Annotated in this window: 20 protein-coding genes and 1 pseudogene; 15 read left to right on the forward strand and 6 right to left on the reverse strand. The window is 47.3% G+C overall.

From position 1 onward, the window contains the following. Positions 1 to 169: 169 nt before the first annotated feature. Entirely contained in the window at positions 170 to 562 is a 393-nt protein-coding gene (gene rplU / locus JGK20_RS15150; RefSeq protein ID WP_293189767.1) for a 50S ribosomal protein L21, read from the forward strand. 27 nt (positions 563 to 589) lie between these two features. After that, on the forward strand, positions 590 to 868 hold the full coding sequence (rpmA, locus tag JGK20_RS15155) for a 50S ribosomal protein L27 (protein ID WP_293144521.1): 279 nt from the start codon (positions 590 to 592) through the stop codon (positions 866 to 868). Positions 869 to 1,243: 375 nt separating this feature from the next. On the opposite strand, the gene thiS is transcribed toward rpmA, so the two are convergent. Beyond that, on the reverse strand, positions 1,244 to 1,453 hold the full coding sequence (thiS, locus tag JGK20_RS15160) for a sulfur carrier protein ThiS (protein ID WP_293231103.1): 210 nt from the start codon (positions 1,451 to 1,453) through the stop codon (positions 1,244 to 1,246). 99 nt (positions 1,454 to 1,552) lie between these two features. Then, a complete protein-coding gene (locus JGK20_RS15165) occupies positions 1,553 to 2,635 on the reverse strand; it encodes a thiamine phosphate synthase (RefSeq protein WP_293231106.1) in 1,083 nt (360 codons plus the stop codon). A 100-nt stretch (positions 2,636 to 2,735) separates the two neighbouring features. On the opposite strand from JGK20_RS15165, the pseudogene JGK20_RS15170 reads away from it, so the two are divergent. The 3 genes and pseudogenes from JGK20_RS15170 to JGK20_RS15180 all read left to right on the forward strand — a co-directional run bounded on the left by JGK20_RS15170 (position 2,736) and on the right by JGK20_RS15180 (position 6,048). Beyond that, positions 2,736 to 3,919, forward strand: a pseudogene (locus JGK20_RS15170) (RNA-guided endonuclease TnpB family protein). Positions 3,920 to 3,958: 39 nt separating this feature from the next. After that, positions 3,959 to 4,093, forward strand: coding sequence for a hypothetical protein (locus JGK20_RS15175; RefSeq protein ID WP_293197830.1), 135 nt, complete (start codon positions 3,959 to 3,961; stop codon positions 4,091 to 4,093). Positions 4,094 to 4,362: 269 nt separating this feature from the next. After that, positions 4,363 to 6,048 carry a DUF1565 domain-containing protein gene (locus JGK20_RS15180; protein ID WP_293231109.1) on the forward strand — a complete coding sequence of 562 codons (1,686 nt, stop codon included), beginning with the start codon at positions 4,363 to 4,365 and terminating at the stop codon, positions 6,046 to 6,048. A 755-nt stretch (positions 6,049 to 6,803) separates the two neighbouring features. Here the strand turns inward: JGK20_RS15180 and JGK20_RS15185 are convergent. Beyond that, positions 6,804 to 7,652 (reverse strand): peptidoglycan-binding protein, encoded by an 849-nt coding sequence (locus tag JGK20_RS15185; protein ID WP_293231112.1) that lies wholly within the window; start codon positions 7,650 to 7,652, stop codon positions 6,804 to 6,806. A 126-nt stretch (positions 7,653 to 7,778) separates the two neighbouring features. On the opposite strand from JGK20_RS15185, the gene JGK20_RS15190 reads away from it, so the two are divergent. Both JGK20_RS15190 and JGK20_RS15195 read left to right on the forward strand, forming a co-directional pair. Further along, a complete protein-coding gene (locus JGK20_RS15190) occupies positions 7,779 to 9,698 on the forward strand; it encodes an SdrD B-like domain-containing protein (protein WP_293211137.1) in 1,920 nt (639 codons plus the stop codon). Positions 9,699 to 10,752: 1,054 nt separating this feature from the next. Beyond that, positions 10,753 to 13,230 carry an SdrD B-like domain-containing protein gene (locus JGK20_RS15195; protein ID WP_293231115.1) on the forward strand — a complete coding sequence of 826 codons (2,478 nt, stop codon included), beginning with the start codon at positions 10,753 to 10,755 and terminating at the stop codon, positions 13,228 to 13,230. 443 nt (positions 13,231 to 13,673) lie between these two features. On the opposite strand, the gene JGK20_RS15200 is transcribed toward JGK20_RS15195, so the two are convergent. Further along, a complete protein-coding gene (locus tag JGK20_RS15200; protein ID WP_293231118.1) occupies positions 13,674 to 14,702 on the reverse strand; it encodes a hemerythrin domain-containing protein in 1,029 nt (342 codons plus the stop codon). 319 nt (positions 14,703 to 15,021) lie between these two features. On the opposite strand from JGK20_RS15200, the gene JGK20_RS15205 reads away from it, so the two are divergent. From JGK20_RS15205 to JGK20_RS15220, 4 genes are all read left to right on the forward strand, one after another. Continuing rightward, positions 15,022 to 16,287, forward strand: coding sequence for a pitrilysin family protein (locus JGK20_RS15205; protein WP_293231121.1), 1,266 nt, complete (start codon positions 15,022 to 15,024; stop codon positions 16,285 to 16,287). 244 nt (positions 16,288 to 16,531) lie between these two features. Next, the gene (locus tag JGK20_RS15210; RefSeq protein ID WP_293175745.1) at positions 16,532 to 16,663 is read left to right on the forward strand and encodes a hypothetical protein; all 132 of its coding nucleotides are present in this window, start codon (positions 16,532 to 16,534) and stop codon (positions 16,661 to 16,663) included. A 7-nt stretch (positions 16,664 to 16,670) separates the two neighbouring features. Beyond that, positions 16,671 to 17,939: a pitrilysin family protein gene (locus tag JGK20_RS15215; protein ID WP_293175853.1), complete on the forward strand. Its 1,269-nt coding sequence runs from the start codon at positions 16,671 to 16,673 to the stop codon at positions 17,937 to 17,939. Positions 17,940 to 18,035: 96 nt separating this feature from the next. Continuing rightward, positions 18,036 to 18,662 carry a Uma2 family endonuclease gene (locus JGK20_RS15220; protein WP_293175747.1) on the forward strand — a complete coding sequence of 209 codons (627 nt, stop codon included), beginning with the start codon at positions 18,036 to 18,038 and terminating at the stop codon, positions 18,660 to 18,662. A gap of 14 nt (positions 18,663 to 18,676) precedes the next feature. On the opposite strand, the gene JGK20_RS15225 is transcribed toward JGK20_RS15220, so the two are convergent. After that, the gene (locus JGK20_RS15225; RefSeq protein ID WP_293175749.1) at positions 18,677 to 18,988 is read right to left on the reverse strand and encodes a DUF1272 domain-containing protein; all 312 of its coding nucleotides are present in this window, start codon (positions 18,986 to 18,988) and stop codon (positions 18,677 to 18,679) included. 35 nt (positions 18,989 to 19,023) lie between these two features. Continuing rightward, positions 19,024 to 19,404 (reverse strand): hypothetical protein, encoded by a 381-nt coding sequence (locus JGK20_RS15230; protein WP_293175751.1) that lies wholly within the window; start codon positions 19,402 to 19,404, stop codon positions 19,024 to 19,026. A gap of 84 nt (positions 19,405 to 19,488) precedes the next feature. On the opposite strand from JGK20_RS15230, the gene JGK20_RS15235 reads away from it, so the two are divergent. From JGK20_RS15235 to JGK20_RS15250, 4 genes are all read left to right on the forward strand, one after another. Then, complete coding sequence (locus JGK20_RS15235; protein WP_293175753.1) at positions 19,489 to 19,623, forward strand: hypothetical protein; 135 nt, start codon at positions 19,489 to 19,491, stop codon at positions 19,621 to 19,623. 15 nt (positions 19,624 to 19,638) lie between these two features. Continuing rightward, positions 19,639 to 19,803, forward strand: coding sequence for a helix-turn-helix transcriptional regulator (locus tag JGK20_RS15240; protein WP_293175755.1), 165 nt, complete (start codon positions 19,639 to 19,641; stop codon positions 19,801 to 19,803). A gap of 410 nt (positions 19,804 to 20,213) precedes the next feature. Beyond that, the gene (locus tag JGK20_RS15245; protein WP_293231124.1) at positions 20,214 to 22,034 is read left to right on the forward strand and encodes an efflux RND transporter periplasmic adaptor subunit; all 1,821 of its coding nucleotides are present in this window, start codon (positions 20,214 to 20,216) and stop codon (positions 22,032 to 22,034) included. Positions 22,035 to 22,330: 296 nt separating this feature from the next. Beyond that, the coding region (locus tag JGK20_RS15250; RefSeq protein ID WP_293231127.1) for an ABC transporter permease at positions 22,331 to 23,556 on the forward strand (1,226 nt) is incomplete at its 3' end.

Consider the following 23,556-nt stretch of genomic DNA (forward strand, 5'->3'; position numbering starts at 1 on the left):
TAATTGTAGATTGTCTGTCTAAATCCGGCTCGGATCAGGTTAAGACATTCCAAAAGCTGGAGAGCAGTCCACAGCCAAAAGTTATTAACAATTGACAACTGTCAACTGTCAACTGTCAACTGTCAACTGACTACTCAGCTACCTGTACGGCAATCTCAACAACCATCCCATGACTTACGCAATCATTGAAACCGGCGGCAAACAATTTCGGGTAGAACCAGGCCGCTTCTACGACATCGAACTGCTTCACGTCGAAGCTGAATCCAAAGTCACGATCGACAAAGTATTTCTGATCCAGCACGAAGACGACGTTCACATCGGCCAGCCTCTAGTAGAAAATGCCACTGTAGAAGGAACTGTGCTGCGGCATTTCCGGGGCCGCAAAGTCCTCGTCTACAAGATGAAGCCGAAAAAGAAAACTCGGAAGAAAAAAGGCCACCGTCAAGAAACAACTCGTTTTATGATTGACTCTATTACAGTCAATGGTGTTGTTTTGGCAGCGAGAGATTTGACTCAAGCAGTTGTTGAAACTCCCCAAACCGGCGAAATTGAATCAGAATAAACAATAGTAAATAAAGTTGAGGACATTATGGCCCACAAGAAAGGTACAGGCAGTACACGTAACGGACGCGATTCTAATTCCCAGCGTCTGGGTGTCAAAAAGTACGGCGGTCAAGTTGTCAAAGCTGGCAACATTTTGATTCGTCAACGCGGCACTAAGGTTCACCCTGGTAATAATGTTGGTATCGGCAGAGATGATACTTTGTTTGCTTTGGTTGATGGTGTGGTGACTTTTGAAAGAAAGGGTAAGACTCGCAAGAAAGTGAGCATTTATCCTGTGGTTGCACCTGAAGCTGTCGCGGTTTAATTCTATGCCTTCCTGGGTTTTGCCTGGGAATTCATATATAGCCCTCCAAATTAAGTACGTTGTTGGGCTTTAGCCCTCCAAATTAAGTACGTTGTTGGGCTTTAGCCCTCCAAATTAAGTACGTTGTTGGGCTTTAGCCCTCCAAATTCAGGTACGTAGCCAGAAATGGGGTTGTTAGGCTAGTAATTTGCTTTTTTTACAAGTCGAAAGAGGGCTGAAGCCCAACAACGTACCTGGAAGAGGGCTGAAGCCCAACAACGTACCTGGAAGAGGGCTGAAGCCCAACAACGTACCTGGAAGAGGGCTGAAGCCCAACTACGTACCTGGAAGAGGGCTGAAGCCCAACTACGTACCTGGAAGAGGGCTGAAGCCCAACTACGTACCTGCGATTGTCACAACTTCTAGGATGTCGCCCTCTTTTATCTGTGTGGTTTCCCAAAATTGTTTGTGCAGGATTTCGCCGTTGTACTCCACAGCTACTAAGCGCGGGTTTAATCCTAATTGTTCTAGTAATTTTGGTAACGGTGTGTCGATCGCACAATTGCGATTTTCTCCGTTAACTTGCAGCGCAATTTGATTTGTCATCACTCAAATATTATCAGTTTCAGGGCGGGTTTTGTACAAAAATTATATTTTATCCACAGAATTCGTGCACGAAACCCGCCCGATAAATCGCCAATCAACCTAGGTTGTCGCCTGCAAAGCTTTCTGAGCTTTCAGATGCTGCATCCGAATCAACTGCGAGATGAAAAATTGCGTGACTAAAGTAGGCTGTTCTGCATCCATAATCGATCGCACTGTGGCAACTCTTTGAGCTCCGGCATTCAATACTTCATCGAGGTTGTTGATGTCTATTCCGCCGATCGCAAACCAAGGAACAGGCGACTTACTAGCAGCATACCGCACGTAGTCCAAACCCGTCGCCGGCTTGTTTGCCTTCGTTGGAGTTTCGTACACTGGCCCAACTCCAATATAATCTGCTCCCGCATCAATCGCTCGCTGCATTTCTTCGCCATTCGTCGTGGAACTACCGATGATCCGTCCCGGGCCGAGCAACTTGCGCGCTTCCGCTACAGACAAATCTTGCTGTCCTAAGTGTACGCCGTCAGCATCCGCGGCGATCGCCAAATCCACGCGATCGTTCACAATCAACAAAGCATCGTAGCGGTGACAAAGTTCGCAAAGCTGCCGCACATTCGCCAGCTTTACCCCGTCGTCTGAGGCTTTGTCGCGGTACTGCACCAACGTCACTCCGCCTTGCAAAGCAGCTTCCACGATTGTTAAAAAGTTGTATTTGGGGGAGGTTACAAGGTATAACTGCGATCGAAGTAACTGTTGGTAGCGCCGGTAAGCCAGCAAATCGCTTTCGAGAGTATACACTCGATAGCGCATCTGCTTAAAAGCCTTGCCCATATTCGGATCGTAAACTTTACCGTACTCTTCCAGTACCCGCAAAGCTTCCTCCACCCGACAAAAATTCGCCGCCAGTAGCTGCTGAATGCTGCCACGCTGTTCTTCCTGCGGGTGAGTCAACTCCGTACCCGGATCTGCCGGCGTATCCCTAGCGCTGCGTAATTCTGGGGTGTGCCAAAAAGCCAATTCCTGGCGCAATTGCTTGCACACGAGGGCTAAATCGGCGCTGTTGAGACCAAACCTGCACCATTCTTCAATAATTCTCAACCCTTCGCGCGATCGATCTAGATTTGCATCTAAAATCCGGCAGAGGGCTGGCTGTGCCGGTAAAGTTCTGTTTTGTTTCTCGGTCATTCAGAAAAATTGGTAGAAACCCCGTCGTTCTACGACGGCTTTACAAAGATTTTACATTGAGTCTAGCGTAATATCACAATCGAAATGCTAGACTGTAAATATGACACTAAAAGCCTTCAGCTATCGATTCTACCCAACGCCGGAACAAGAAAGTTTGTTGCGACGGACAATGGGTTGCGCTCGTTTAGTATATAACCGTGCCTTGGCTGTAAGAACCGAGGCATGGTACAAAGACCAAAAACGAGTAGGGTATGCTGAGACTTCTAGTATGCTAACAGAATGGAAGAAAACTGAAGAACTAGATTTTCTCAACGAAGTTAGTTGCGTACCGTTACAGCAGTGTTTGCGTCACTTACAAACTGCTTACACTAACTTTTTTGATGGGCGGGCAAAGTATCCTAACTTAAAAAAAAACGAAACGGTGGTAGTGCAGAGTTCACCAAGTCGGCATTTAAGTTCAAGAATGGACAAGTCTATTTAGCAAAATGCGCGCAAGCATTGCCTATTCGCTGGAGCCGAACATTGCCGACGAGTGCGACACCATCAACTATCACCGTAAAGCTTTCCCCGTCTGGCAGGTGGTCGGTTTCTCTATTGGTGGATGTTGAGATTGAGGCGTTACCTCCTTCAGGCAATCAAGTTGGTATTGACTTGGGCATTACAAGTTTACTTGCTCTTAGTACGGGCGAAAAGATTGCCAATCCCAAAGGATTCAAGGTAAAATATCGCAAGTTGAGAAGAGCGCATAAAGCTTTAAACCGAAAGCTCAAAGGGTCAAACAACCGAGACAAAGCACGGATTAAAGTAGCGAGAGTGCATCAAGAAATCGCCGATGCAAGAAAAGATAACCTTCACAAGTTAACAACGCGGTTGGTGCGCGAGAACCAAACCATCGCCGTCGAGAATTTAGCTGTGAAGAATATGGTCAAGAACCGGAAACTAGCCCTAGCTATAAGCGATGCAAGTTGGGGTGAATTGGTCAGGCAACTTGAATACAAGTGCGATTGGTACGGTCGTACTTTAATCAAGATTGACAGATGGTTTCCGAGTTCAAAACGGTGTGGCAATTGCGGTCACATCGTTGAAAATCTGCCGTTGAATATCAGGGAGTGGGATTGCCCTCAGTGTAAAACGCACCACGATCGAGATATCAATGCGGCAAAAAACATTTTGGCGGCAGGACTTGCCGTATCAGTCTGTGGAGCGACCGTCAGACCCGAACAGAGTAAATCTGTTAAGGCTGGTGCGAAACCCCTCAAAGGGAAGAAGCAGAAACCTAAGTAGTGATGCTTAGGAATCCTCGCCGTTAAGAAGGCGGGGAGGATGTCAATCAGAACCACCTTGATTAAACTAAGTGCTAGCGGTCAAACTGCTACATTCTCCCATGCCCTCAAGATTGTGGTGAAGGCGATCGACCTAATTCTGCCATCAACCGATCTAAATTTGACAAATTTTTAAGTTTTATGGCATTTCAAGAAAACAAAGCATAATAGAGCAAACTTGATCAGAGTGGAATCGTGAAGCTGCATACCACACTTCGGAGGAAAGCCGTTAGGTTAGCAGGACAAAACAAAAGATTAACAGCAGAAAACCCCAGCAGGTGGGTGACATTAAACTGCGATCGCGCAAACCCGACACGAAACACGGGATGCGAAATTTGGCTCAAAGATAAATTGTGTTTTTTTATGATCCTAAATTCCAAACAGAGCAAGTGCAAAAAAAGTCGATTGCCAAGCAAGAGTTTAAGTTCTTGCCTGCTCCTCGTCTTTGCCAGCACGGCTTTTTGCCACCCTCAATCCTCGGCGATCGCTGTCGAGACTGGCTCCGTGCAGCTACTTTCCCAAGCGCCAGACAGCGACATTAACATACTCTACGTGAGTTCCAGCGGTGGCAGCGACACAGCAGGTAATGGCAGCGATGGAGCGCCGTTCAAAACCCTCACCTACGCCCTCAGCGTCGCCCCGCCGAAAACCGCGATTTTACTAGCGCCCGGTACTTACAGCGCTCAAAGCGGCGAAAAATTTCCATTAATGCTCAGGCCCAGCGTGACTGTTCAAGGAAATCCCAACACTCGCGGCCAAAATATTGTCATCAAAGGCGGAGGAGAGTTTATCAGTCCGACTTCGGCTGGTCAAAATATCGCGATTTTAGGCGCAGACGGGGCAGGACTCAGCGGGGTGACGGTAACAAATACCAACTATCGCGGTTACGCTTTGTGGATCGAATCGAGTTCTCCGACGGTTGTTAACAATACTTTTTCAGGTAGCACTCACGACGGCATTTCGGTAGTTGGTACTGGAAGGCCGACGATTGGCGGGAATTTTTTCTCGAAAAATGGAGCTAACGGGATTACGATTTTTGGGGAGTCTCGCCCGGAAGTTCGAGATAATGTGTTTGAAGACACCGGATTTGGGGTGAATGTCGCCCAGAACGCTTCGCCTTTGTTAATCGGCAACAAAATTACTCGGAATAAAGACGGCGTGGTGGTGCAAGCTGATGCCAGACCGATACTTCGCAACAATTATATCGAAAGCAATCGCCGAGATGGAATTGTGGCGATATCCAGAGCTCTGCCAGATTTGGGAACTTCGGCGGAACCGGGGGGGAATGTGATTCGCAATAACGGCCAGTACGATATAAACAATGCGGCGAAAGGTCAAGTAATCCCCGCTTACGGCAATCAATTGTTGAGCAATCGGACAACGGGATCGGTTGATGTGGCGGGAACTTTTAGCCCGCCTCCACCCATTGCGGGAACTGCTTTGCAGCTAAGGGTCGATCGACCTTCGAGTATCGGCGGCCCAGAAACTTCTCTCCCTGCTTACACTCCCGGGCGGCTAACTCCCAGAGTTGAAAGAGCGCCAATTGCGCCACCAGCGCCAGTTTCCAGGCGACCGGCACCGGCCAGCACTCAGTTGCGGCCTCTGCTTCCTCCGAGAAACGCCGATTCTGCTGCTGAAGGAACAGGGGCGATCGCAATTCCTGTACCCGATCCAGATGCTAGATCGGTTCGAGAAAGTTCGGTACAGCAACCAATGATTCCGCCTAATTTTGATAGTTCGAGTGCGGTTACTTCCGAGGGTAAATTGCCGGTTCCGGGCCGCAACATTCCTCTAGGAAGGGGTGGCTACGTACCCGCTGGTTTAGGGGGGAATTCTCTGCCCGATTCCGAGAGTTCGCCGAGGCTCGATCGAGCTTCTGCTTTAGGTTTCCGGTATCGAGTTGTGGTGGATGCCGAGAGTTCGGGCGATCGACAAAAAATGCTATCTTTGGTTCCCGATGCTTTTCGGACTTTTACCAACGGGCGATCGGTGATTCAAGCTGGTGTTTTTCAAGAACGCGAAAAAGCTGAAGAATTGCTACAAATTCTCACCGCTAATGGCTTGAATGCTCGGATCGAAGATATCAAATGACAGTTGACAGTTGACAGTTGTCAGTTGTCAGTTGATATCTTCCAAAAATAACTAGGACGGGCAAGATGCCCGTTCCAAAAAAAATGTTTTTTCTTGTGAAACGGGCATCTTGCCCGTTCCAAAATTTTATTAAAAGAACTTTTGCAAGAGGTCTATTAGTTTGTCAACTGTCCACTACCAACTGTCAACTGTCAACTGTCAACTGTCAACTATTTTAGGGCCTAGCATATCGGATGCCAGACCCTAAAACATTTGTGAGTTAAATTGATTCAAGTGGGTTTTTAGCTCTGCTGAAATTCAGCAAACAACTACTACTAAGGTGAACTTTTTGGCAACTGCTCTGCGATCGAGCTAGCTATTAGCGGAGCCTATTCAGACTTCTGTGTTTGATTGTGCGATCGCAATTTTAACTTGATAACTGTCGATTTCTCAAATCGCCTCAAGCTATTTCACAAATTCCGAGCGCAATATCAACCTTTCTTTTATCTGCTAATAAACTACACGATTCAGGCGTTGCCTGCGAACTAGAGCCGAGCGGGACAAACACTCTAATTCAAATTTTTTATCCAAGTTTTTTGTGCTGCTTGGTTTCTGCCCCTCATGTATTTAAACTAACACCAATTCTGCACTAACTCTACTTTGTTTACGAAACTTGACACTTTTTGACGCACCGAAATACTTCAGAAATCGATTATTAACAATTTGTACGATCGCCAGATCTCCCAATGTGCATATCCGGCAAGATTTGTTTGCTCTCAACGCAGCAGGGCTTCCCAAGTAGCGCGGCCGACAATGCCGTCTGCTGGTAGTTGATATTTTCGTTGAGCAGCCTTGACAGCAACTTCAGTTTCGCGCCCGAACACGCCGTCAGCACTCGCGCGCAAAAATCCCTTGGCCCTCAGTCGCTCTTGCAACTCTCTGACTGCCGGCCCCCGCATTCGTCTTCTCAAAACAGGAAAATTGGTGGGCTGCGGTTGAGGGCTAATCTCCGAGTTTTCGGGGGTTGCAGGAGCGTTGGCGATCGGCTTTTCAACACTAGCCTCTGGAGTCGCTGGAAACAGCCGGTTCCAAGTATTTTGACCGACTATGCCGTCTGGGGCGATGCCTGCTGCTTCCTGAAACTGAGACACAGCTCTAGCGGTGCTTTGCGAGAAAATCCCGTCTACCTCGCCGTTATAAAATCCCAATAATTTAAGAGCAGCTTGGAGTTCGGTAACATCTGAGCCGCGACTGCCGATTTTGAGCGCGGGGCGGACGATCGCACCTGTTTGGGCGATCGGGCTGTTATTATTGCCTGGTTCAGATGTTGGTAGCTGTGCATTAGCAGGAGTAGAGGCGATCGCGCCCAGTGCCAATAAACCGCACAAACTCCAGCCGAGGAGTAAACTCGGAACTTCGCGGGCTTTATTCCAGCTTGCTGTCAGGTTTTGGGACATGGGAAATTCGACCGATACAAAACTTGGTAGCGATCGTACATCAAATCTGGCAAAAATTGGGCGGAGCGAAGCGGAGGGATGGGGCATGGGGCATGGGGCATCGGGCATGGGGCATGGGGCATCGGGCATCGGGCATCGGGCATCGGGCCCTCTGGGCCCAGAGGGCATTTTTGATTCCCAGTCCTTCCCTTTGATAAAAAAATTAATCCCCTAAAATAGCTGCAATTGGCAAAAAAACTGCTAGATTGCCGTAGAGCAAAGATTAAACCGCGTTCATTGGGCCCCACCAACACCATGACCGAATCCAGCAACCCCACCAGAACCGCTAGCCAAATAGACATCGGCAATGTCAACATCGGCAACTTCCAAGTCGGCAGCATCAGCGGCAACAAATACAACGACTTCAACGCCAACGGGCGGCCCGACGGCAGTGATGTGCCAATTCCCAACTGGCAAATCTACCTCGACCTCAACAACAACAACCGGATCGACGGCGGTGAACCTTCGACCCTCACCAACGCCCAAGGCAACTACATCTTTGCCAACCTGCCACCGGGAACTTATCAAGTTAGGGAAGTCCAGCAGCCGAACTTTCGCCAAACTACCCCGAATCCCGCACCCATAACAATAACCAGCGGGACAAATGCTAGCAATATTAATTTTGGCAATAATTTCAACGCTGGGACGATCGCAGGTACAAAATTCAACGACATCAACAGCAATGCTCGCCTCGATCCGGGGGAACCGCCCCTAGCTAACTGGCAGATTTACCTCGACCTCAACCGCAACAATCGGCTAGACGGTGGCGAACCTTCTACTATTACAAACCTTCAAGGGAATTACGCTTTTGTCAATATTCCTGCAAATACATATTTGGTGAGAGAAGTCCAGCAACCGGGTTTTCGCCAAACTACCCCCGACCCGGGCCCGGTTAACGTTACTTCCAATGTGACCACCACAGATATTAACTTTGGCAATGTGTTTTTTGTCGGCAGCATCAGCGGTCTCAAATACAATGACCTCAATGCCAACAGTGTCCGAGACGCGACAGATCCGCCTCTGGTTAACTGGCAAATTTACCTCGACCTCAACGCCAACAACAGGTTAGATCCGGGGGAACCCAATACCATCACAAACCCCCAAGGCAACTACACTTTTGCCAATGTTTCCCCGGGCCGGTATTTGGTGAGGGAAGTTCAGCAACCGGGATGGATACAGACTACGCCAAATCCAGGGTCGATCGACATTACGGGCAATACCAACGCTGTCGGGGTCAATTTCGGCAACAATTTCCCCACCGGCAGCATCAGCGGCTTTAAGTTCAACGACCTCAACGCTAACGGTGTCAACGAACCGACGGAACCGAGAGTTGCCAACTGGCCGATTTACCTCGACACCAACAACAACAATGTCCGAGATCCCAACGAACCTTCGACTTTAACAAACCCCCAAGGTAATTTCTCTTTTATCAATTTGCCCCAAGGCATTTATTCGGTGAGAGAAGTCCCGCAGCCCGGTTTCCGACAAACTACGCCAAATCCGACTCCGATCGCCGTGGGTAACGGCACAAATGCCACCAATCTCAGCTTTGGCAACGTGTTGGTGACTGGTACGATTAGCGGTGTGAAATTTAACGATTTTAATGCCAACGGCCGCCTAGACCCCGGGGAACCGCCGATCGCCAATACCCAAATTTACATTGACCTCAATAACAACAGCCGTTTAGATCCGGGCGAAGCCAGTAACTTTAGCGACAGTCAGGGCAATTACAGTTTCCGCAATGTTCCGGTAGGTAGTTACATCATTAGGGAAGTTCCGCCGCCCGGTTTCATTCAAACAACTCCGCCTGCGCTGGTAGTTGTCTCGGCAGATGTTCGGGCTAGCAGCATCGATTTGCTGACTGGAGATCCTGAAAGTCGTAGCGTAGCGGGGCGTAAGCCATCGGCTAAATCCTTGAAAGGCGACCCGCTGACGGATGCTAGCTATGGGGGCGAACCTGTAGGCAATATGGGGGCGGATACCTCGCTGGCGATCGCGGGTCGCGATAGTTATCAAATTAGCGATCTTTTGCTCGATCGACCTGCCGCGAATGTAGGCAATCTTCCTAACTTTGGGCAACAAAATGTCATTTGGGAGCCTAGTCCACAAATCGCCGGATTTGTCAAGACCAATGAATTAATTAATTGGGATCTGGAAACTCGTTCGGGTAGGTGATTTAGTTTTGAATAAAGCTCGATCGCCCGGAATGCCAAACTGCAAATAAAAATCAGGAACAGATTAAAGGGCGATCGCGTGATACCCTATTCTTGGCAGCGTCCAAGACTCAAGCGTAAGTTCCGGGAACCCCGAAGCTGGCTTGTTGTATATTGGGTGAAATATTTCAGAGGCTGTTGATACAAAGTAAATGATTTTCTAGAAACTTCTTGAATAATTAGGTAAAAGCTGGTAGTGTAGATTGAGAAAAAAAATGCTTTAGCGACTAAAACAGCTAAGAGCATGGTCACTTTGAGTCATTATCGTTTCCAGGAAATGTTGAAGCATCAAGCTGTTAAATATGGCAGTTTTGTAGTAGGCATAACGGAAGAATACATATCAAAAACCCGTTCAAAGTGTGGACATAAATTCAAATGGCGCTTTCAATATCTTGTTGAAAGCTTTGAGAGATACCTCCTTGACAGGAGAGCTTGCAGCTTTTTCTGTCTTGCCATACACGGTAGTATCAGGCTTAGTCCTGGATTTGCCGGGTTAAATGTATCTGTAGCATTGAGCGTAAGTCAGAAACTATCAGACAGTTCCCCTAACCCCGATCGGCATATTTTCAGGGAAAGCAAATCATATCCAGTCCGGTAGCTCGATCGGTCTAAAGCTTGTTGTGAAGAGCTTGTTGTGAAGAGGCAATCCCAGAGCCTGCGATCGTCTGTTTACAGCAAACCATGACAAACCTGAACGATGCCGCCCGACTTGCGATCGGCTGGAGCACTCAATCAAGGCCTTTTTAGAGCTCAAACCAGCAAGTATGTACGGAGAGAGAAGGCGTGCAAATCTTAAAGATGTTGCCCTCAAATTGCCAGGGCTCTTCAAAACCTGATATACTGGCCAGCGACAAAGCTTGAGGCATTGTTGTGTGAGATGGGGAACATTACCTCAAGCACAGACGTATGTAAAATCGAGTGGCAATTGTCAGCGACTAGCAAAAACTACTCAGCTATTGACAAACCCATACAGTAGTCTGTAATTTACGTGGATTTAGGTGTGAAGGAGAGAAATCATGGCAAATTTAACTAGCGAAGAGCGGATTGCCCAGCAATTACAGGTTGGGAATACAGGCCCGGCAATTTTAGGTATCAAGTTCAATGACTTGAACGCGGATGGGATCAGACAGGCAAATGAACCAGGTCTGGCAAACATTCCCATTCTCCTCGAACCTGCGATCGGCAGCAACGGCCGATTAGATACAGGCGATATCTCCGTCCTTACAGACGCTAACGGAGGGTTCTCGTTCATAAATCTGGTTCCCGGCAACTACGTAGTCACAGAAACCACCGTACCGGCTGGTTTCCGTACCACGACTCCGAATCCCCTCGCTGTCACTGTTGGAAACACAAACACCAACGTTTTCTTTGGCAACACCCAGCTTGTGGGCAGCCGGATTGTTGGATGCAAATACTTAGACATAGATGCCGACGGCTTTCGAGACGGGAATGAACCGGGGATTAAAAATGTCAGGATATATCTTGATGGCAGCAACGGCAGCGTCCCCAACGGCCGATTAGATGCAGGGGAACTTAACACATTATCAGACAAAAATGGTTCGTGGTCGTTTAATGTAACACCTGGAACATACAGAGTTCGGGAAGAACGAGTCAACGGTATCAACGGAGAACCCCTAGAAAGAGATTTCCCCCAAAGCACCCCACCCAACAACATCCCTGTACTGGACGTAACCGTAGGCCCCGGTCAAACCTTTGCCTGCGCTCAAGTTGGCGACACTCCGCTGTATCAAATTGAAATTAACAAATTTCGGGACATAGACCGCAGTGGCACGCGAAATTTGGTCAATGGAGTTTTTGAACCCCCCATTGCTAACGTACCCTTCATTTTAGATTTGAACGGGAACGGTCGCTGGGATCAAGCCTCAGAACCCATCGCTATCACCGATGTAAACGGAGTTGCTACCTTCAGGGATTTGAGAGCTGCCAATTACTCTGTCTTGGAAATTTTTCCAGCGACACTGCCCGGTGGTGGCGCCCCAGGCAACCTCAATGCTCCAGTGGCAACTACTCCTAACCCCGCTCTGGTTTCGGCACCAGGCCCGCAAGCACGGTTCCAGGGTACGATCAGCAGAGAGCAACCGATCTTGGTAACAGATTCAACCTATACACTGAAACCAAACGACCCTAAATTCGTAGATACCAACCGCGACGGCGTTCAACAGGCTGGGGAAAGATCGATCGCGGCAACTGGCGAACGGCCGATTTTTGCCAACACACCTTTTCCTTTCCCAGCGACTAACCCCTCACCAGCAGTTACCTTTACTCCTGTGGGAGCTAATACTGGGAATGACACAAATTCTGGTGTCGGAAACACTCTACCTAACATCACTGTATTCAAATACAATGACCTGAACGGAAACGGTCGCTTCGAGCCAACTCAGGGTGAAGCACCAATTGCCGGTGTCTCTGTCTTCCTCGACACCAACAATAATGGGACTCCTGACGCCGGAGAACAACAAATACAGACGAATGCTCAAGGAAGAGGAGCATTTACCAACTTGCAACTGGGTAATTACACAGTGCGGGAAGTCGTACCGGCTGGTTTTTCGCCTTCGACAACTGCTGGTGTTCCGGTAACTCTGGGCCTTCAGGACGCTAACGTTACTTTTGCCAATACACCGAATAGCAACATCACTGGTTGCAAATTCGAGGACTTTAACTTGAATGGCTATCGAGACGGAAACGAACCGGCGATTAGCGGCGTTACTGTTTTTCTCGATACCAATAACAACGGCGCCCTGGATGCAGGGGAAGCAACTACCACTAGCGATCAGTTTGGTACTTTTGCTTTCAGAAATTTGCGTCCCGGTACTTACAACCTGCGAGAAGTACCTCCTCCTGGTTTCTTCCAGACGACTCAACCGCTCAATATCGTTTTGGGCCCCAATCAAACCTTTACTTGCGCTTTGATTGGCAACTCTCGCCGCTATGATTTGTTAGTTCCCAAATTCCGAGACGACAACCGCAACGGCATACAAGACTCGGGCGAACCTCGTCTTGCTAATGTTCCATTTACTTTGGATTTGAACCGGAACAATCGTTACGATGCCGCCACTGAGCCTTTGGTGAGAACGAACGCACAAGGGATTGCTCTATTCCCGAATTTGTTCCCGGCTACTTACTCGGTTTTGGAAGTTTTCGACGATCCGAACGTGCCCAACCCGTTCCCGATCCGGACAGGGCCTAATCCTGTTACCTTTAACGTACCGGGCCCAAATACTACGCCTTCGGCGCCAGTACCGACTCCAGCAAGAACTGCTTCTAGCCTCGATCCTCTGACTGAAGGTGGACTTGATGCTACGGTTAAGGCCAGCAGCATTGATACCAGCTTGATCGCCAATGAAAATGCAGGTATCAGCTTTGTTGATGACATGAGCTTGAGCCGCACAGCGAGTGCACTAACTGTAGTGTTGCCTGAAGATAAGAAGGATTTACTGTTAGGTGCTCCTGCTACTTCTCCGACTGGTTTCTAATCTGAAGTTGGGTCTCTAGTTTGAGACTCAACTATTAGTAATTAGCTAGTTTAAGCTGCACGTCAAACATTGTTTTGGGGTGCAGTTTACTTTTGTGCCGCACAAACTGTCTTTAGTCGTAGACTGCGATCGGCAAAAAGAACGATTCCCCGCCGCCACAAAACCTTTATTTATATCACAGGTAAAATTTTGCATCCCAACGGCGGATCTGTAGTTAATGGTTAGGAAGGACTAAATTCCTTACTACAAACCTTGTTTTTAAGAAGGACTAAATTCCTTACTACAAACCTTGTTTTTAAGTTTGTACTGAGGACTTTAGTCCTCATATTTCTTTTTTCCTGCTTTTTAAAATAGTAATCCCGCCATCTTGGTGGCGGGATTGATAGGTTGCAGTTGAGCTGTTTTCTAGCTTTAGCTAGAATTGAAATTAGCTCGCTGCTCAATTAGCTAATGCCAGCCATTTCTTGCTGAATTGTACTCTTGGCTTCTTTGAATTGAGTAGCCATTTGTTCCATTTGTGCTTCGCTCAGGTTGCGGCGAATTTGAGGGAACATATCGTTTTCTTCTTCCTTAACGTGATCCTGAACCGCTTTTTTTAGCTGTTGGATTTGAGCTTTGAAATCAGAAGAACTGGGGTTGAGAGCCTTGATTTGGGCGAGCATTTGCTTCATTGCTGCTTGCTCGTCGTACAGTTCTTGGGTATCGCTGTAGTAGCTGCGAACTGCGGGATAGACAATTTGTTCTTCGGCTTCTGCATGAACGCTTAAGTCTTTGTAAAGTTGACCGAAGAATTCTTGCAGTTTTTGAGGATTGTCGGTTTTTTCGATTTCCATGAATATGGTATCGACTTTGCGGTGATCCATGGAGATGATTTCGGTGATGTTCATCTCCTCTTTGGTGCGGGTAACTGCACCACCGATAATGCCACTCATGGCCGCCATCGCATCTTGGACGCGGGCCCAAACGCCTTGATCGGGGTCTTTTCCGGTCAGTTCGCGCACTCCCAAGATTTCCATAACTCCTTTGAGTTGCTCTTGGTGGGCGCGGTTTTCAAAGTTAACTGTGTTGAGGGGAACGATGGCGGCTTCGATGTCTGCGCCGACTACTTGAGCGGCTTTGTGAACTAACAAGCCGGCCATTGTTTGTTTGTGTTTGAGCAGTTCGTGCTGGGATACTTTTTCAAACAGGGTGAGTTCAGAACCTTTCATTAGTTTCTGAACTTCTTCGATCATTTTTGTGAATGTTTCTTTAGGTTCGGATTGAACGCCGTATTGAATGATTACGGTTTCTAAAACGCCTAGGTTTTTGCGATCGTCCTCCAGCATATCCCGGAAGCGATCGCACAGTTCGGAGTCGTTGCAGGAATTGATGAACAATTGCTCGTTGGCGATCAGCAGGTTTTGCAGTGCTTTCATGTCTGCTAATTTCATCGCGATCGCTTGGCGCTTGGTATCTTCAAGGGTAGCTACCATCTGTCGTTTCTCCTCTCGATGTCTTTAGTGTTCTTACATCTTTTAATTTATGGAAATATTCTGATTACTCCCTCTTTCTCCCGACTGATTCATTAATATCCCGCGCAACCTATTGACTTTTAAACCAAGAAATGGTAAGTAATTAAGGCTAAGGTCGTTTTAAAAAAAGCAAAAATTACTTCCTGAATGACCACAACCCACAGACAACAGCCCACTGACAACTGACAACTGACTTTTGTATCAATTAATCCCGATCGCACATCAGTAAAGCGCTACTATAGTTGAAGCCGAAGTTAACTGAAGTTTAAGAATAACTAGCTTGTCTCAACTGCTCACTGCTTTAGAGTTCCCAGCCAAGGTCTGGAAGCTGCACAATGGGTTAACGGTCATTCACCAGCGGATTTCGGCCACACCGGTGGTTGCGCTAGACGTGTGGGTGAGGGCTGGCGCTACGAAGGAGCCGGATTCTTGGTCGGGAATGGCTCATTTTCTAGAACACATGATATTTAAAGGGACGGATGCGATCGCCCCTGGAGAATTTGACCAAGTAATCGAAAATCGCGGCGGTGTCGCCAACGCAGCTACAAGTCACGACTACGCCCATTTTTATGTCAACGCTGGGGCAGATTATTTAGCAGAAACGGCGCAGCCACTGGCAGAATTGCTGTTGCGTGCTGGGATTCCCGATGCGGAATTCGATCGCGAACGAGATGTGGTGCTCGAAGAAATCCGACAATCTCAAGACGATCCCGATTGGCTGGGTTTCCAAGCAATGATGGAAACAGTCTACCAGCGACATCCCTACAGGCGATCGGTACTCGGTACGGAAGAGTTGCTGATGTCGCGAACTCCCCACGAAATGCGCTGTTTTCATCGATCGCACTATCAGCCGGAAAATATGACTGTGGTGATAGTCGGGGGAATTGAGGAAGAAGAAGCCAGAGATATCACAGGGAAAGCATTCGATCGGTTTTCTGACAGGTGGGATTGTCCTAAATTTGTCGCCGAAGCCGAACCGCCGTTAGTAGAAATTCGCCGTCAGGAACTCTGTCTTCCTCGATTGGAACAAGCGCGACTGATGATGGCGTGGACTGGGCCGGGAGTCGATCACTTGCAAAGTGCTTGCGGCTTGGATTTGATCTCTGTGTTGCTCGCAGATGGGCGGAGTTCGCGTTTAGTCCGGGAACTGCGGGAAGAATTACAATTGGTACACGCGATCGAAAGCTCTTTCTCGCTACAACGGGAATCGAGTTTGTTTACGATTAGTGCTGTCTTGGAAGCCGAGGATCTAGAAGAGGTGGAATCTCGAATTTGCGATCGGCTTTGGGAATTGCAATCTGAGCTGGTTTCGGAGACAGAACTGATGCGCTGCAAGCGTTTGCTGTGCAACGACTTTGCTTTCTCCCTCGAAACGCCGGGACAGTTAGCTGGTCTTTACGGATATTACAGTACGATCGCGACTGCCGAATTAGCGCTCAGCTATCCTACCAGGATTCAGTCATTTAAGCCATCAGACCTCCAGCGCCTAGCTCAACAATATCTCTCACCCCAACGCTATGCGGCTGTGGCGATCAAACCAGTCTGATGGTAAAGGGACAGAATATGAATATCTTTGATACCGGATAAATCTTGGTTTGTCCGGTGTTTTCTGTGTTTGGCCCGCACCCTAGGGGATAGATTTTGTTACATTTAGTATGATCGTGCATCAAGCTCTGCTCGGTCTGACAGCATACAAAATGCAAATGGAAAATAGCAAAATGGCGATCGATTCAGTTGACAGTTGACAGTTGACAGTTGACAGCACTTGACGAAGGAAGAAGATTGGAGTAATGAATAGTCTGATTTTAATTTCTCCCAATCAAGGTTCCGGCTTTCAACCAATTATTTCTGGTAATTACCAATTACCCATTACCAATTACCCATTACCGATTCCCCATTACCGATTCCCAATTACTAACTAAATTAATGATGAAAAATGAAATTCAGCGCACGGTTTTAGACAACGGTATGGTTGTCTTAGCATCAGAAAATCCAGCAGCAGATATTATTGCAGCTAGGATATTCCTGCGCGCCGGTAGCCGCTGCGTACAGCCGGAACAAGCAGGATTGTGTCACTTGCTGTCGGCGGTAATGACTAAGGGAACCGATCGCCTGTCTTCGCTAGAAATTGCCGAACGTGTAGAATCGGTAGGAGCGAGATTGAGTACCGACTCGACTACAGACTATTTTTTAGTGAGTTTGAAGACGGTTGTTGCCGATTTTCAGGACATTTTGGAGTTGGCTGCGGAATTGATGCGATCGCCCACTTTCCCGGAAGCTGAAGTCGAACTCGAACGCCGCATTGCGATATCGGCAATTCGATCGCAACAAGAACAACCATTTGCGATCGCCTTCGAGCAATTGCGACACGCCATGTATCAGGAACATCCCTATGCTTTCTCCACCTTGGGCACGGAAGCTACGATGTCAAAGCTCACCAGAAACGAGCTCGAACAGTTCCACAAAACCTATTTCCGTCCCGATAATGTGGTTATTTCGGTAGCCGGCAGAATATCTACCGAAGATGCGATCGCCCTGATCGATCGTACATTTGGTGACTGGAAAGCGCCTTTAACACCCCTCCCAACTTTAACCGTTCCCCCCCTCAAAGCCTCCCCGCAATCCGTGGCTAAGGCGCAAGATACCCAGCAATCAGTGATTATGCTGGGCTACCTCGCGCCCTCGGTCAAAAATCCCGACTATGCAGCGATTAAGTTACTGAATACCTATTTGGGTAACGGTTTGTCGAGTCGGTTGTTTGTGGAATTGCGGGAAAAGCGGGGCTTAGCTTACGATGTTTCGGCACTCTACGCGACGCGCCTGGACACGGCTCAGTTTGTAGCGTACATGGGTACAGCACCCGAAAATACGGTGACTGCTTTTGAAGGATTGCGTACAGAAGTCGATCGACTCGCCAACACCCAACTAAGCGAAGAAGAATTGCAAGCTTGCAAGAATAAAATGCTCGGTCAATATGCTTTAGGAAAACAAACCAATTCGCAAATTGCCCAAGTTTTAGGTTGGTACGAAATCCTGGAATTGGGAATTAAATTTGACGAGCAGTTTCAAGCAGAAATTGCGGCAGTTACTGCTGCTGAAGCTAGGGAAGCTGCTCACAAATACTTCGTCGAACCGTATATTTCTTTGGTGGGCCCGGAGGCGGCGATTACAGAGTTGGGCGTGGCTGCTGTTTGTTAAGGAGGAAATGGGCGATCGAACTTGTGAAAAGTTCGATCGATCTAACCAGTTTGTCCATCTGATAGACTAAAGGAATTGATTGGGCTAAGTTGAGCTATGACCATTGCGATCGACCAACCAATACAACAGAAACCACTCAGCTTTGACGAGTTTATCGCCCGTTATGGTGGCGATAATCGCTATGAGCTGATCGATGGAGAGGTATTCGACTTGGAACCCACAGGCCCCCATGAGGAGGTTGCAGCCTTCATTACCACAAAAATATGTGTCCAGATCGACGGAACAGGCTTACCTTGGTTTGTCCTTCAGCGGGGACTATTGCGCCCTTCAAATATTGGTATGACAGCATTTCGACCTGATGTTGCAGTTGTCGATCGAAATGAACTTACTAAAGAACTGCTTTGGTCTGGTGAGTCGATTCTAACACTGGGCAGTTCGATTAAATTTGTGGCGGAAGTTGTTAGTAGTAACTGGCAAAATGACTATTCTCGTAAAGTCGAAGACTACGCAGTTTTAGGTATTCCTGAATATTGGATTGCGGACTACGCAGGATTAGGTGGTACTCAACACATTGGAAAGCCTAAAAAACCCACCCTTTCTATCTGCACTTTAGTGAATGGGGAATATCAAATTCAACAGATTCGGGGCAATCAGACCATCGTCTCTCTAACTTTCCCAGACTTAAAACTGACTGCTGAACAGGTTTTGATGGCTGGCAGGTAAAATCATTAAATGCCTTACCGCTTTTCCGGAGCTAAGCTGCCAATTACCGCCACAAGCTTTGCATAAGCCTCTAGATCCACTGGCCTGTATTTGACTTTGGCGATCGCCGGATCGTTGCTAAGATAGTTGTTGTCTCTCCAGTTTTTTGATGGCCTGATTGGTCTCAGAACAAAGCCACCACCACAATTCGGACAAATATTTTTACCCAAAATGCTCTCCACACAGGTAGCGCAAAAAGTGCATTCATAGGTACAGATGCGTGCATCAAGCGAGTCTGGTGGCAACGCCTTGTTGCAATGCTCACAGGTTGGTCTGAGTTCGAGCATATTTTCTCCTATTTGTGACGGCTTTATAACTCTTTCTAGGAATATGTAACCGATGTTTCGCGTTGCGGTGTCATAGATGAAAAGGTTCCTTCACTATAAACACAGAACAGGGGTGGACGGCGATCGTTTGGTTTCCAGCCGTTAGCAATACCATGCAAGATAGCTGTCCGAGCAAATTTGCTAGTGACGATCCAGGCTGCTTTGTGCAAATGGAACACATTACCGCCATCGGTTAAATGGAAACCGTTGATTGGCAACCACGGATAACGCATGATAACAATTAACTGCTCGCCAGATGAAACACTCCCTTGCAAAGTCAAGTAGTCGTCGTCAAAAGAAGGGCGGAAATGCCAACGGAATTCTTGCCCTTCAACATTGATGGTGCGGAAACCTTTTTTCTTCTTAGGGTAAGTCATAGCAACTGTTACCTCGAATGACGATCTTCGCCATAATTATATCAGATATGATATAATATGACACGGATATAGAGGACTAATGTTATGGATCAAGCGAAAAAGAAGCGTCTAGAAGATCGAGGCTGGAAAATCGGATCTGCCTCGGAATTCTTAGAACTTTCACCAGAGGAATCGACCTTAATTGAGATTAAGTTAGCCCTCAGTCTTAATCTCAATTAAGGTCGGCAAAAATTGATGACACAGGCAGAGTTAGCCGATAAAATCAACTCCAGTCAACCTCGTATTGCCAAGGCTGAAAATGGCGAAGATTCGGTTTCTATTGAACTGTTAATACGCGCAATCCTGGCAACAGGTGCAACGCCTCAAGATATAGGGAAAATTATTGCTCAAGCAGGATAGAAATGATGGCGCAGGTTTCGAGCATATAATTGACTATCGGTAATATCAGGTCGTGAGTTGATGACTCCTTCACTTTGCCAGTAAGCAACAAGTTCTGCTCCAGTTTTAGGTGGGTTACTCAGAACTTCTCTGATCGATAAAACACGTAGTATGTACTCAGATAAAGGTAGGTTTAGTCGTAAGGCTTCAGTAGATAGTTGACTTTCTAACTCCGGCGATAACTCTAATTGAATGCTCATGTCTGCGTTCCTCATCGATCGAGATTCTCAATTGATCGTAGCTGATTTCATTATTATCCAAAATAATCCGACACAACACCACAACCAAAAAAAATTAGCCAGACTTAAATTGAACCTTTTCGGTTCCCGATCGGTCAAAATGAAGCAGACGCCCGATCGGTCTAAATTTATATGTACTTCCTAAAGCAGTTTCAGATTAAAAAAGGGCTGACTCCCTGGTTAAGCGGACTCCTCGCTGCCTCCCTACTCGCCGGAGTCGGCTACACAGCTTACAGCCAACTCACAGTCAAATCGAAACGCGAAAGCAGACGTAAGGAAAAAACCGTTGCTGTAGAAAGGGTGAATTTGCCGATCGCCATTTCCGCAAATGGCACAATAGTACCCGAAAGGAGTGTTAACGTCAGCCCCAAAACTTCAGGAGTGCTCAAAACTTTACTGGTTAAAGAAGGAGACACTGTTAAAACAGGGCAGATTCTCGCCCAAATGGATGACTCCAACCTGCAAGGACAATTGACTCAAAATCGCGGACAACTCGCCTCAGCCGAAGCCAACTTGCAAAAATTACTCAATGGTAATCGAGTCGAAGATATTGCAGTAGCAAAGGCTCAATTAGCTGAACAACAAGCCAGTTTGGAAAAATTACTTAACGGTAATCGCACTCAGGATATTGCCGCCGCCCAAGCCCAAGTAAATGAACAACAAGCAAACCTGCAAAAATTGCTCAATGGGAATCGCAGTCAAGATATTGCAGCAGCAAAGGCCCAATTAGCAGAACAACAAGCAACTCTTCAAAAATTGCTCAAGGGCAATCGCCCTGAAGATATTGCCCAAGCGCAAGCTAAACTTAGGGATGCTGAATATGCCAAAAAACAAGCAGAAGAAGACTTTCAAAGAAATCAGGAACTCTACACATCGGGGGCCATTTCTCTTCAAATTGTGAATACTTCTCGCACCGCGCGCGATCGAGCTCAAACTCAAGTCAGACAAGCTCAACAAGCTGTAGCTTTGTTGCAAGCTGGTTCGCGCCCGGAAGACATCGCTGCTGCGCGGGCCGCAGTTGAACAAAAACAGCAAGCTTTGGCGCTAATTCAAGCTGGTGCTCGCCCGGAAGATATTGCGGCTTCCGCAGCAGCAGTCGAGCAAAAACGGCAAGTTTTGGCAGGAGTGCGATCGGGGGCGCGATCCGAAGACATCGCCGCTTCCGAAGCCGCAGTGGAGCAAAAACAGCAAGCTTTGGCACTAATTCAAGGTGGTGCTCGGCCGGAAGAAATTGCGATCGCCCGGGCTCAAGTTCTCTCGGCTAAAGGTAGTCTTCAAACAGTCCAAGCGTTGATTAATGATACGAAAATTCGCGCTCCTTTCAGCGGTACTGTCACCCGCAAATATGCCGATCCAGGAGCTTTTGTGACACCGACAACAGCAGGTAGTGCGGTGACATCGGCAACTTCTTCTTCGATTTTGTCTTTAGCTTCAAAAAATCAGGTTGTGGCGAATGTGGCAGAAAGTAATATTGCTCAAATCCGCCTCGGCTTAAATGCGTCTATTCAAGCTGATGCTTATACGGGAAAGACTTTTACTGGGAAAGTTAATCAAATTTCACCTCAGTCAATTGTCCAGCAAAATGTTACCAGTTTTGAGGTAAAAGCTTCAATTCTTGATGATGCTAAAAAACTATTGCGATCGGGAATGAATGTGAATGTGGAGTTTAAGGCGGGTGAGTTGAAGGATGTTTTAGTTGTCCCGACTGCGGCGATTGTTCGTCAAAAAAAGGAAACGGGAGTGTTTGTGACTGGTGGTGAAGATGGGAAGCCTTTGTTTGTGCCGATTAAGACGGGGATGACGGTTGATGATAAGACGGAAGTGCGATCGGGCTTAAAGGGAAATGAAAAGGTTTTTATTAGTTTCCCCCCTGGCTTGCGGCCTAAATCTCAAACTCCATCATCGGGGGGAATTCCGGGTTTGCAACCGGGTGGTGGAAGTCGTTTGCGTTAGATCGGATATTTTGCACTATTTGGAATAATCTTTTCTGGGCGGGCTAGAAGCCCACCCCACAAGCAGAAAATTGATCTATTGTGGAACAGGCATCTTGCCTGTTCATAAAAAGAGATATTTTGCACTATTTGCAATAATCTTTTCTGGGCGGGCTAGAAGCCCACCCCACAAGCAGAAAATTGATCTATTGTGGAACAGGCATCTTGCCTGTTCATGAAAAAGTACAAGATTTGAGTAGTAGAAATTTGCCCGCTCAATAACAAATAACAAATAACAAATAACAAATAACCGATAACATGAAATTAAAGACTCCCCCAGTTATTAACAAAATCTCGAACGTTCAAATTATGTTCATGGCGACTGAGGCGCTGTGGAATAATAAGTTGCGTACCAGTTTGACGATGCTGGGCGTAATTATTGGCATATCTTCGGTGATTGCGATTACTTCCGTGGGCCAGGGTGTACAAAAGTCTACTGAGGAACAGTTGAAGGCTTTGGGTACTGATGTGTTGTTGGTTTTATCTGGTGCTTCGCGATCGGGCGGTGTTAGTCAGGGTAGTGGTTCTGCTTCTACTGTGACATGGGATGACGCTAGGGCGATCGGCAAACAAGCACCCGCAGTTAAGGCAATTTCGGCTTTTTTGCAGCGTCAAGTACAAGTCGTTTATGGCGGGCAAAACTCATCTACTTCTATCTTGGGAACCGATTTAAATTATCCCGATGTCAAGAACATTCAACCTCAAGCAGGACGGTTTTTTAATGAGGATGAATTGAATGCTGCTGAACCAGTTGTTGTCCTTGGTTCTAAGGTGCGAGACGAGCTTTTTGGAGTTGGTGCTAATGCCCTATCAGCCGATGTTCGCATTCAGGGAGGGCGCTACAAGGTAATAGGAGTGATGGAACCCAAGGGTTCGGTAGGGGGTACGGATCAGGACGATCGCGTGTATATTCCCCTGAAAAATATGTCGGCTCGAATTGTGGGTAGAAACTCTTTGGCTGGAATTGCCATCTCGGGTTTTTGGTTACAAACTACGGGGGAATCGGATTTAGCTGATGCTCAATTTCAAGTAGAAAATATCATGCGTTTGCGCCACAATATCTATCCGCCACAACCGGATGATTTTCGAGTGATTAATCAAGTTGATATTGTGAATACTTTCAGCAATGTGGTAGGTTTGTTTACAGTGATGGTAGTGGCAATCGCCGGAATTTCCCTGGTAGTTGGCGGCATCGGGATTGCTAATATTATGTTGGTGTCAGTTGTGGAGCGCACTAAGGAAATCGGGATTCGCAAAGCTGTAGGTGCTACCAATGCAGCTATTTTGATTCAATTCATGGCTGAATCGATTTTAGTTTCGACTGTGGGCGGTACGGCTGGTATTGGGTTGGGAATTGCGATCGCCTTTGGGGCCGCGACAGCATTTAGTTTTCCGTTTGTAATTTCAGTATGGTCGATCGCAGCCGGTTTTGGACTATCCTTTACAGTAGGCTTATTGGCTGGAGTATTGCCGGCACGGAATGC

This window comes from Microcoleus sp. PH2017_05_CCC_O_A (genome assembly GCF_020738785.1).
Taxonomy (GTDB): Bacteria; Cyanobacteriota; Cyanobacteriia; order Cyanobacteriales; family Microcoleaceae; genus Microcoleus.

Excerpts from the sequence above, each read along its gene's own strand:
- rplU (WP_293189767.1), top strand. The coding sequence starts at position 170 with ATGACTTACGCAATCATTGAAACCGGCGGCAAACAATTTCGGGTAGAA.
- rpmA (WP_293144521.1), top strand. The coding sequence starts at position 590 with ATGGCCCACAAGAAAGGTACAGGCAGTACACGTAACGGACGCGATTCT.
- thiS (WP_293231103.1), bottom strand. The coding sequence starts at position 1,453 with ATGACAAATCAAATTGCGCTGCAAGTTAACGGAGAAAATCGCAATTGT.
- JGK20_RS15165 (WP_293231106.1), bottom strand. The coding sequence starts at position 2,635 with ATGACCGAGAAACAAAACAGAACTTTACCGGCACAGCCAGCCCTCTGC.
- JGK20_RS15175 (WP_293197830.1), top strand. The coding sequence starts at position 3,959 with ATGTCAATCAGAACCACCTTGATTAAACTAAGTGCTAGCGGTCAAACT.
- JGK20_RS15185 (WP_293231112.1), bottom strand. The coding sequence starts at position 7,652 with ATGCCCTCTGGGCCCAGAGGGCCCGATGCCCGATGCCCGATGCCCGAT.
- JGK20_RS15190 (WP_293211137.1), top strand. The coding sequence starts at position 7,779 with ATGACCGAATCCAGCAACCCCACCAGAACCGCTAGCCAAATAGACATC.
- JGK20_RS15195 (WP_293231115.1), top strand. The coding sequence starts at position 10,753 with ATGGCAAATTTAACTAGCGAAGAGCGGATTGCCCAGCAATTACAGGTT.
- JGK20_RS15200 (WP_293231118.1), bottom strand. The coding sequence starts at position 14,702 with ATGGTAGCTACCCTTGAAGATACCAAGCGCCAAGCGATCGCGATGAAA.
- JGK20_RS15210 (WP_293175745.1), top strand. The coding sequence starts at position 16,532 with ATGAATAGTCTGATTTTAATTTCTCCCAATCAAGGTTCCGGCTTTCAA.
- JGK20_RS15215 (WP_293175853.1), top strand. The coding sequence starts at position 16,671 with ATGAAAAATGAAATTCAGCGCACGGTTTTAGACAACGGTATGGTTGTC.
- JGK20_RS15220 (WP_293175747.1), top strand. The coding sequence starts at position 18,036 with ATGACCATTGCGATCGACCAACCAATACAACAGAAACCACTCAGCTTT.
- JGK20_RS15225 (WP_293175749.1), bottom strand. The coding sequence starts at position 18,988 with ATGCTCGAACTCAGACCAACCTGTGAGCATTGCAACAAGGCGTTGCCA.
- JGK20_RS15230 (WP_293175751.1), bottom strand. The coding sequence starts at position 19,404 with ATGACTTACCCTAAGAAGAAAAAAGGTTTCCGCACCATCAATGTTGAA.
- JGK20_RS15235 (WP_293175753.1), top strand. The coding sequence starts at position 19,489 with ATGGATCAAGCGAAAAAGAAGCGTCTAGAAGATCGAGGCTGGAAAATC.
- JGK20_RS15240 (WP_293175755.1), top strand. The coding sequence starts at position 19,639 with ATGACACAGGCAGAGTTAGCCGATAAAATCAACTCCAGTCAACCTCGT.
- JGK20_RS15245 (WP_293231124.1), top strand. The coding sequence starts at position 20,214 with ATGTACTTCCTAAAGCAGTTTCAGATTAAAAAAGGGCTGACTCCCTGG.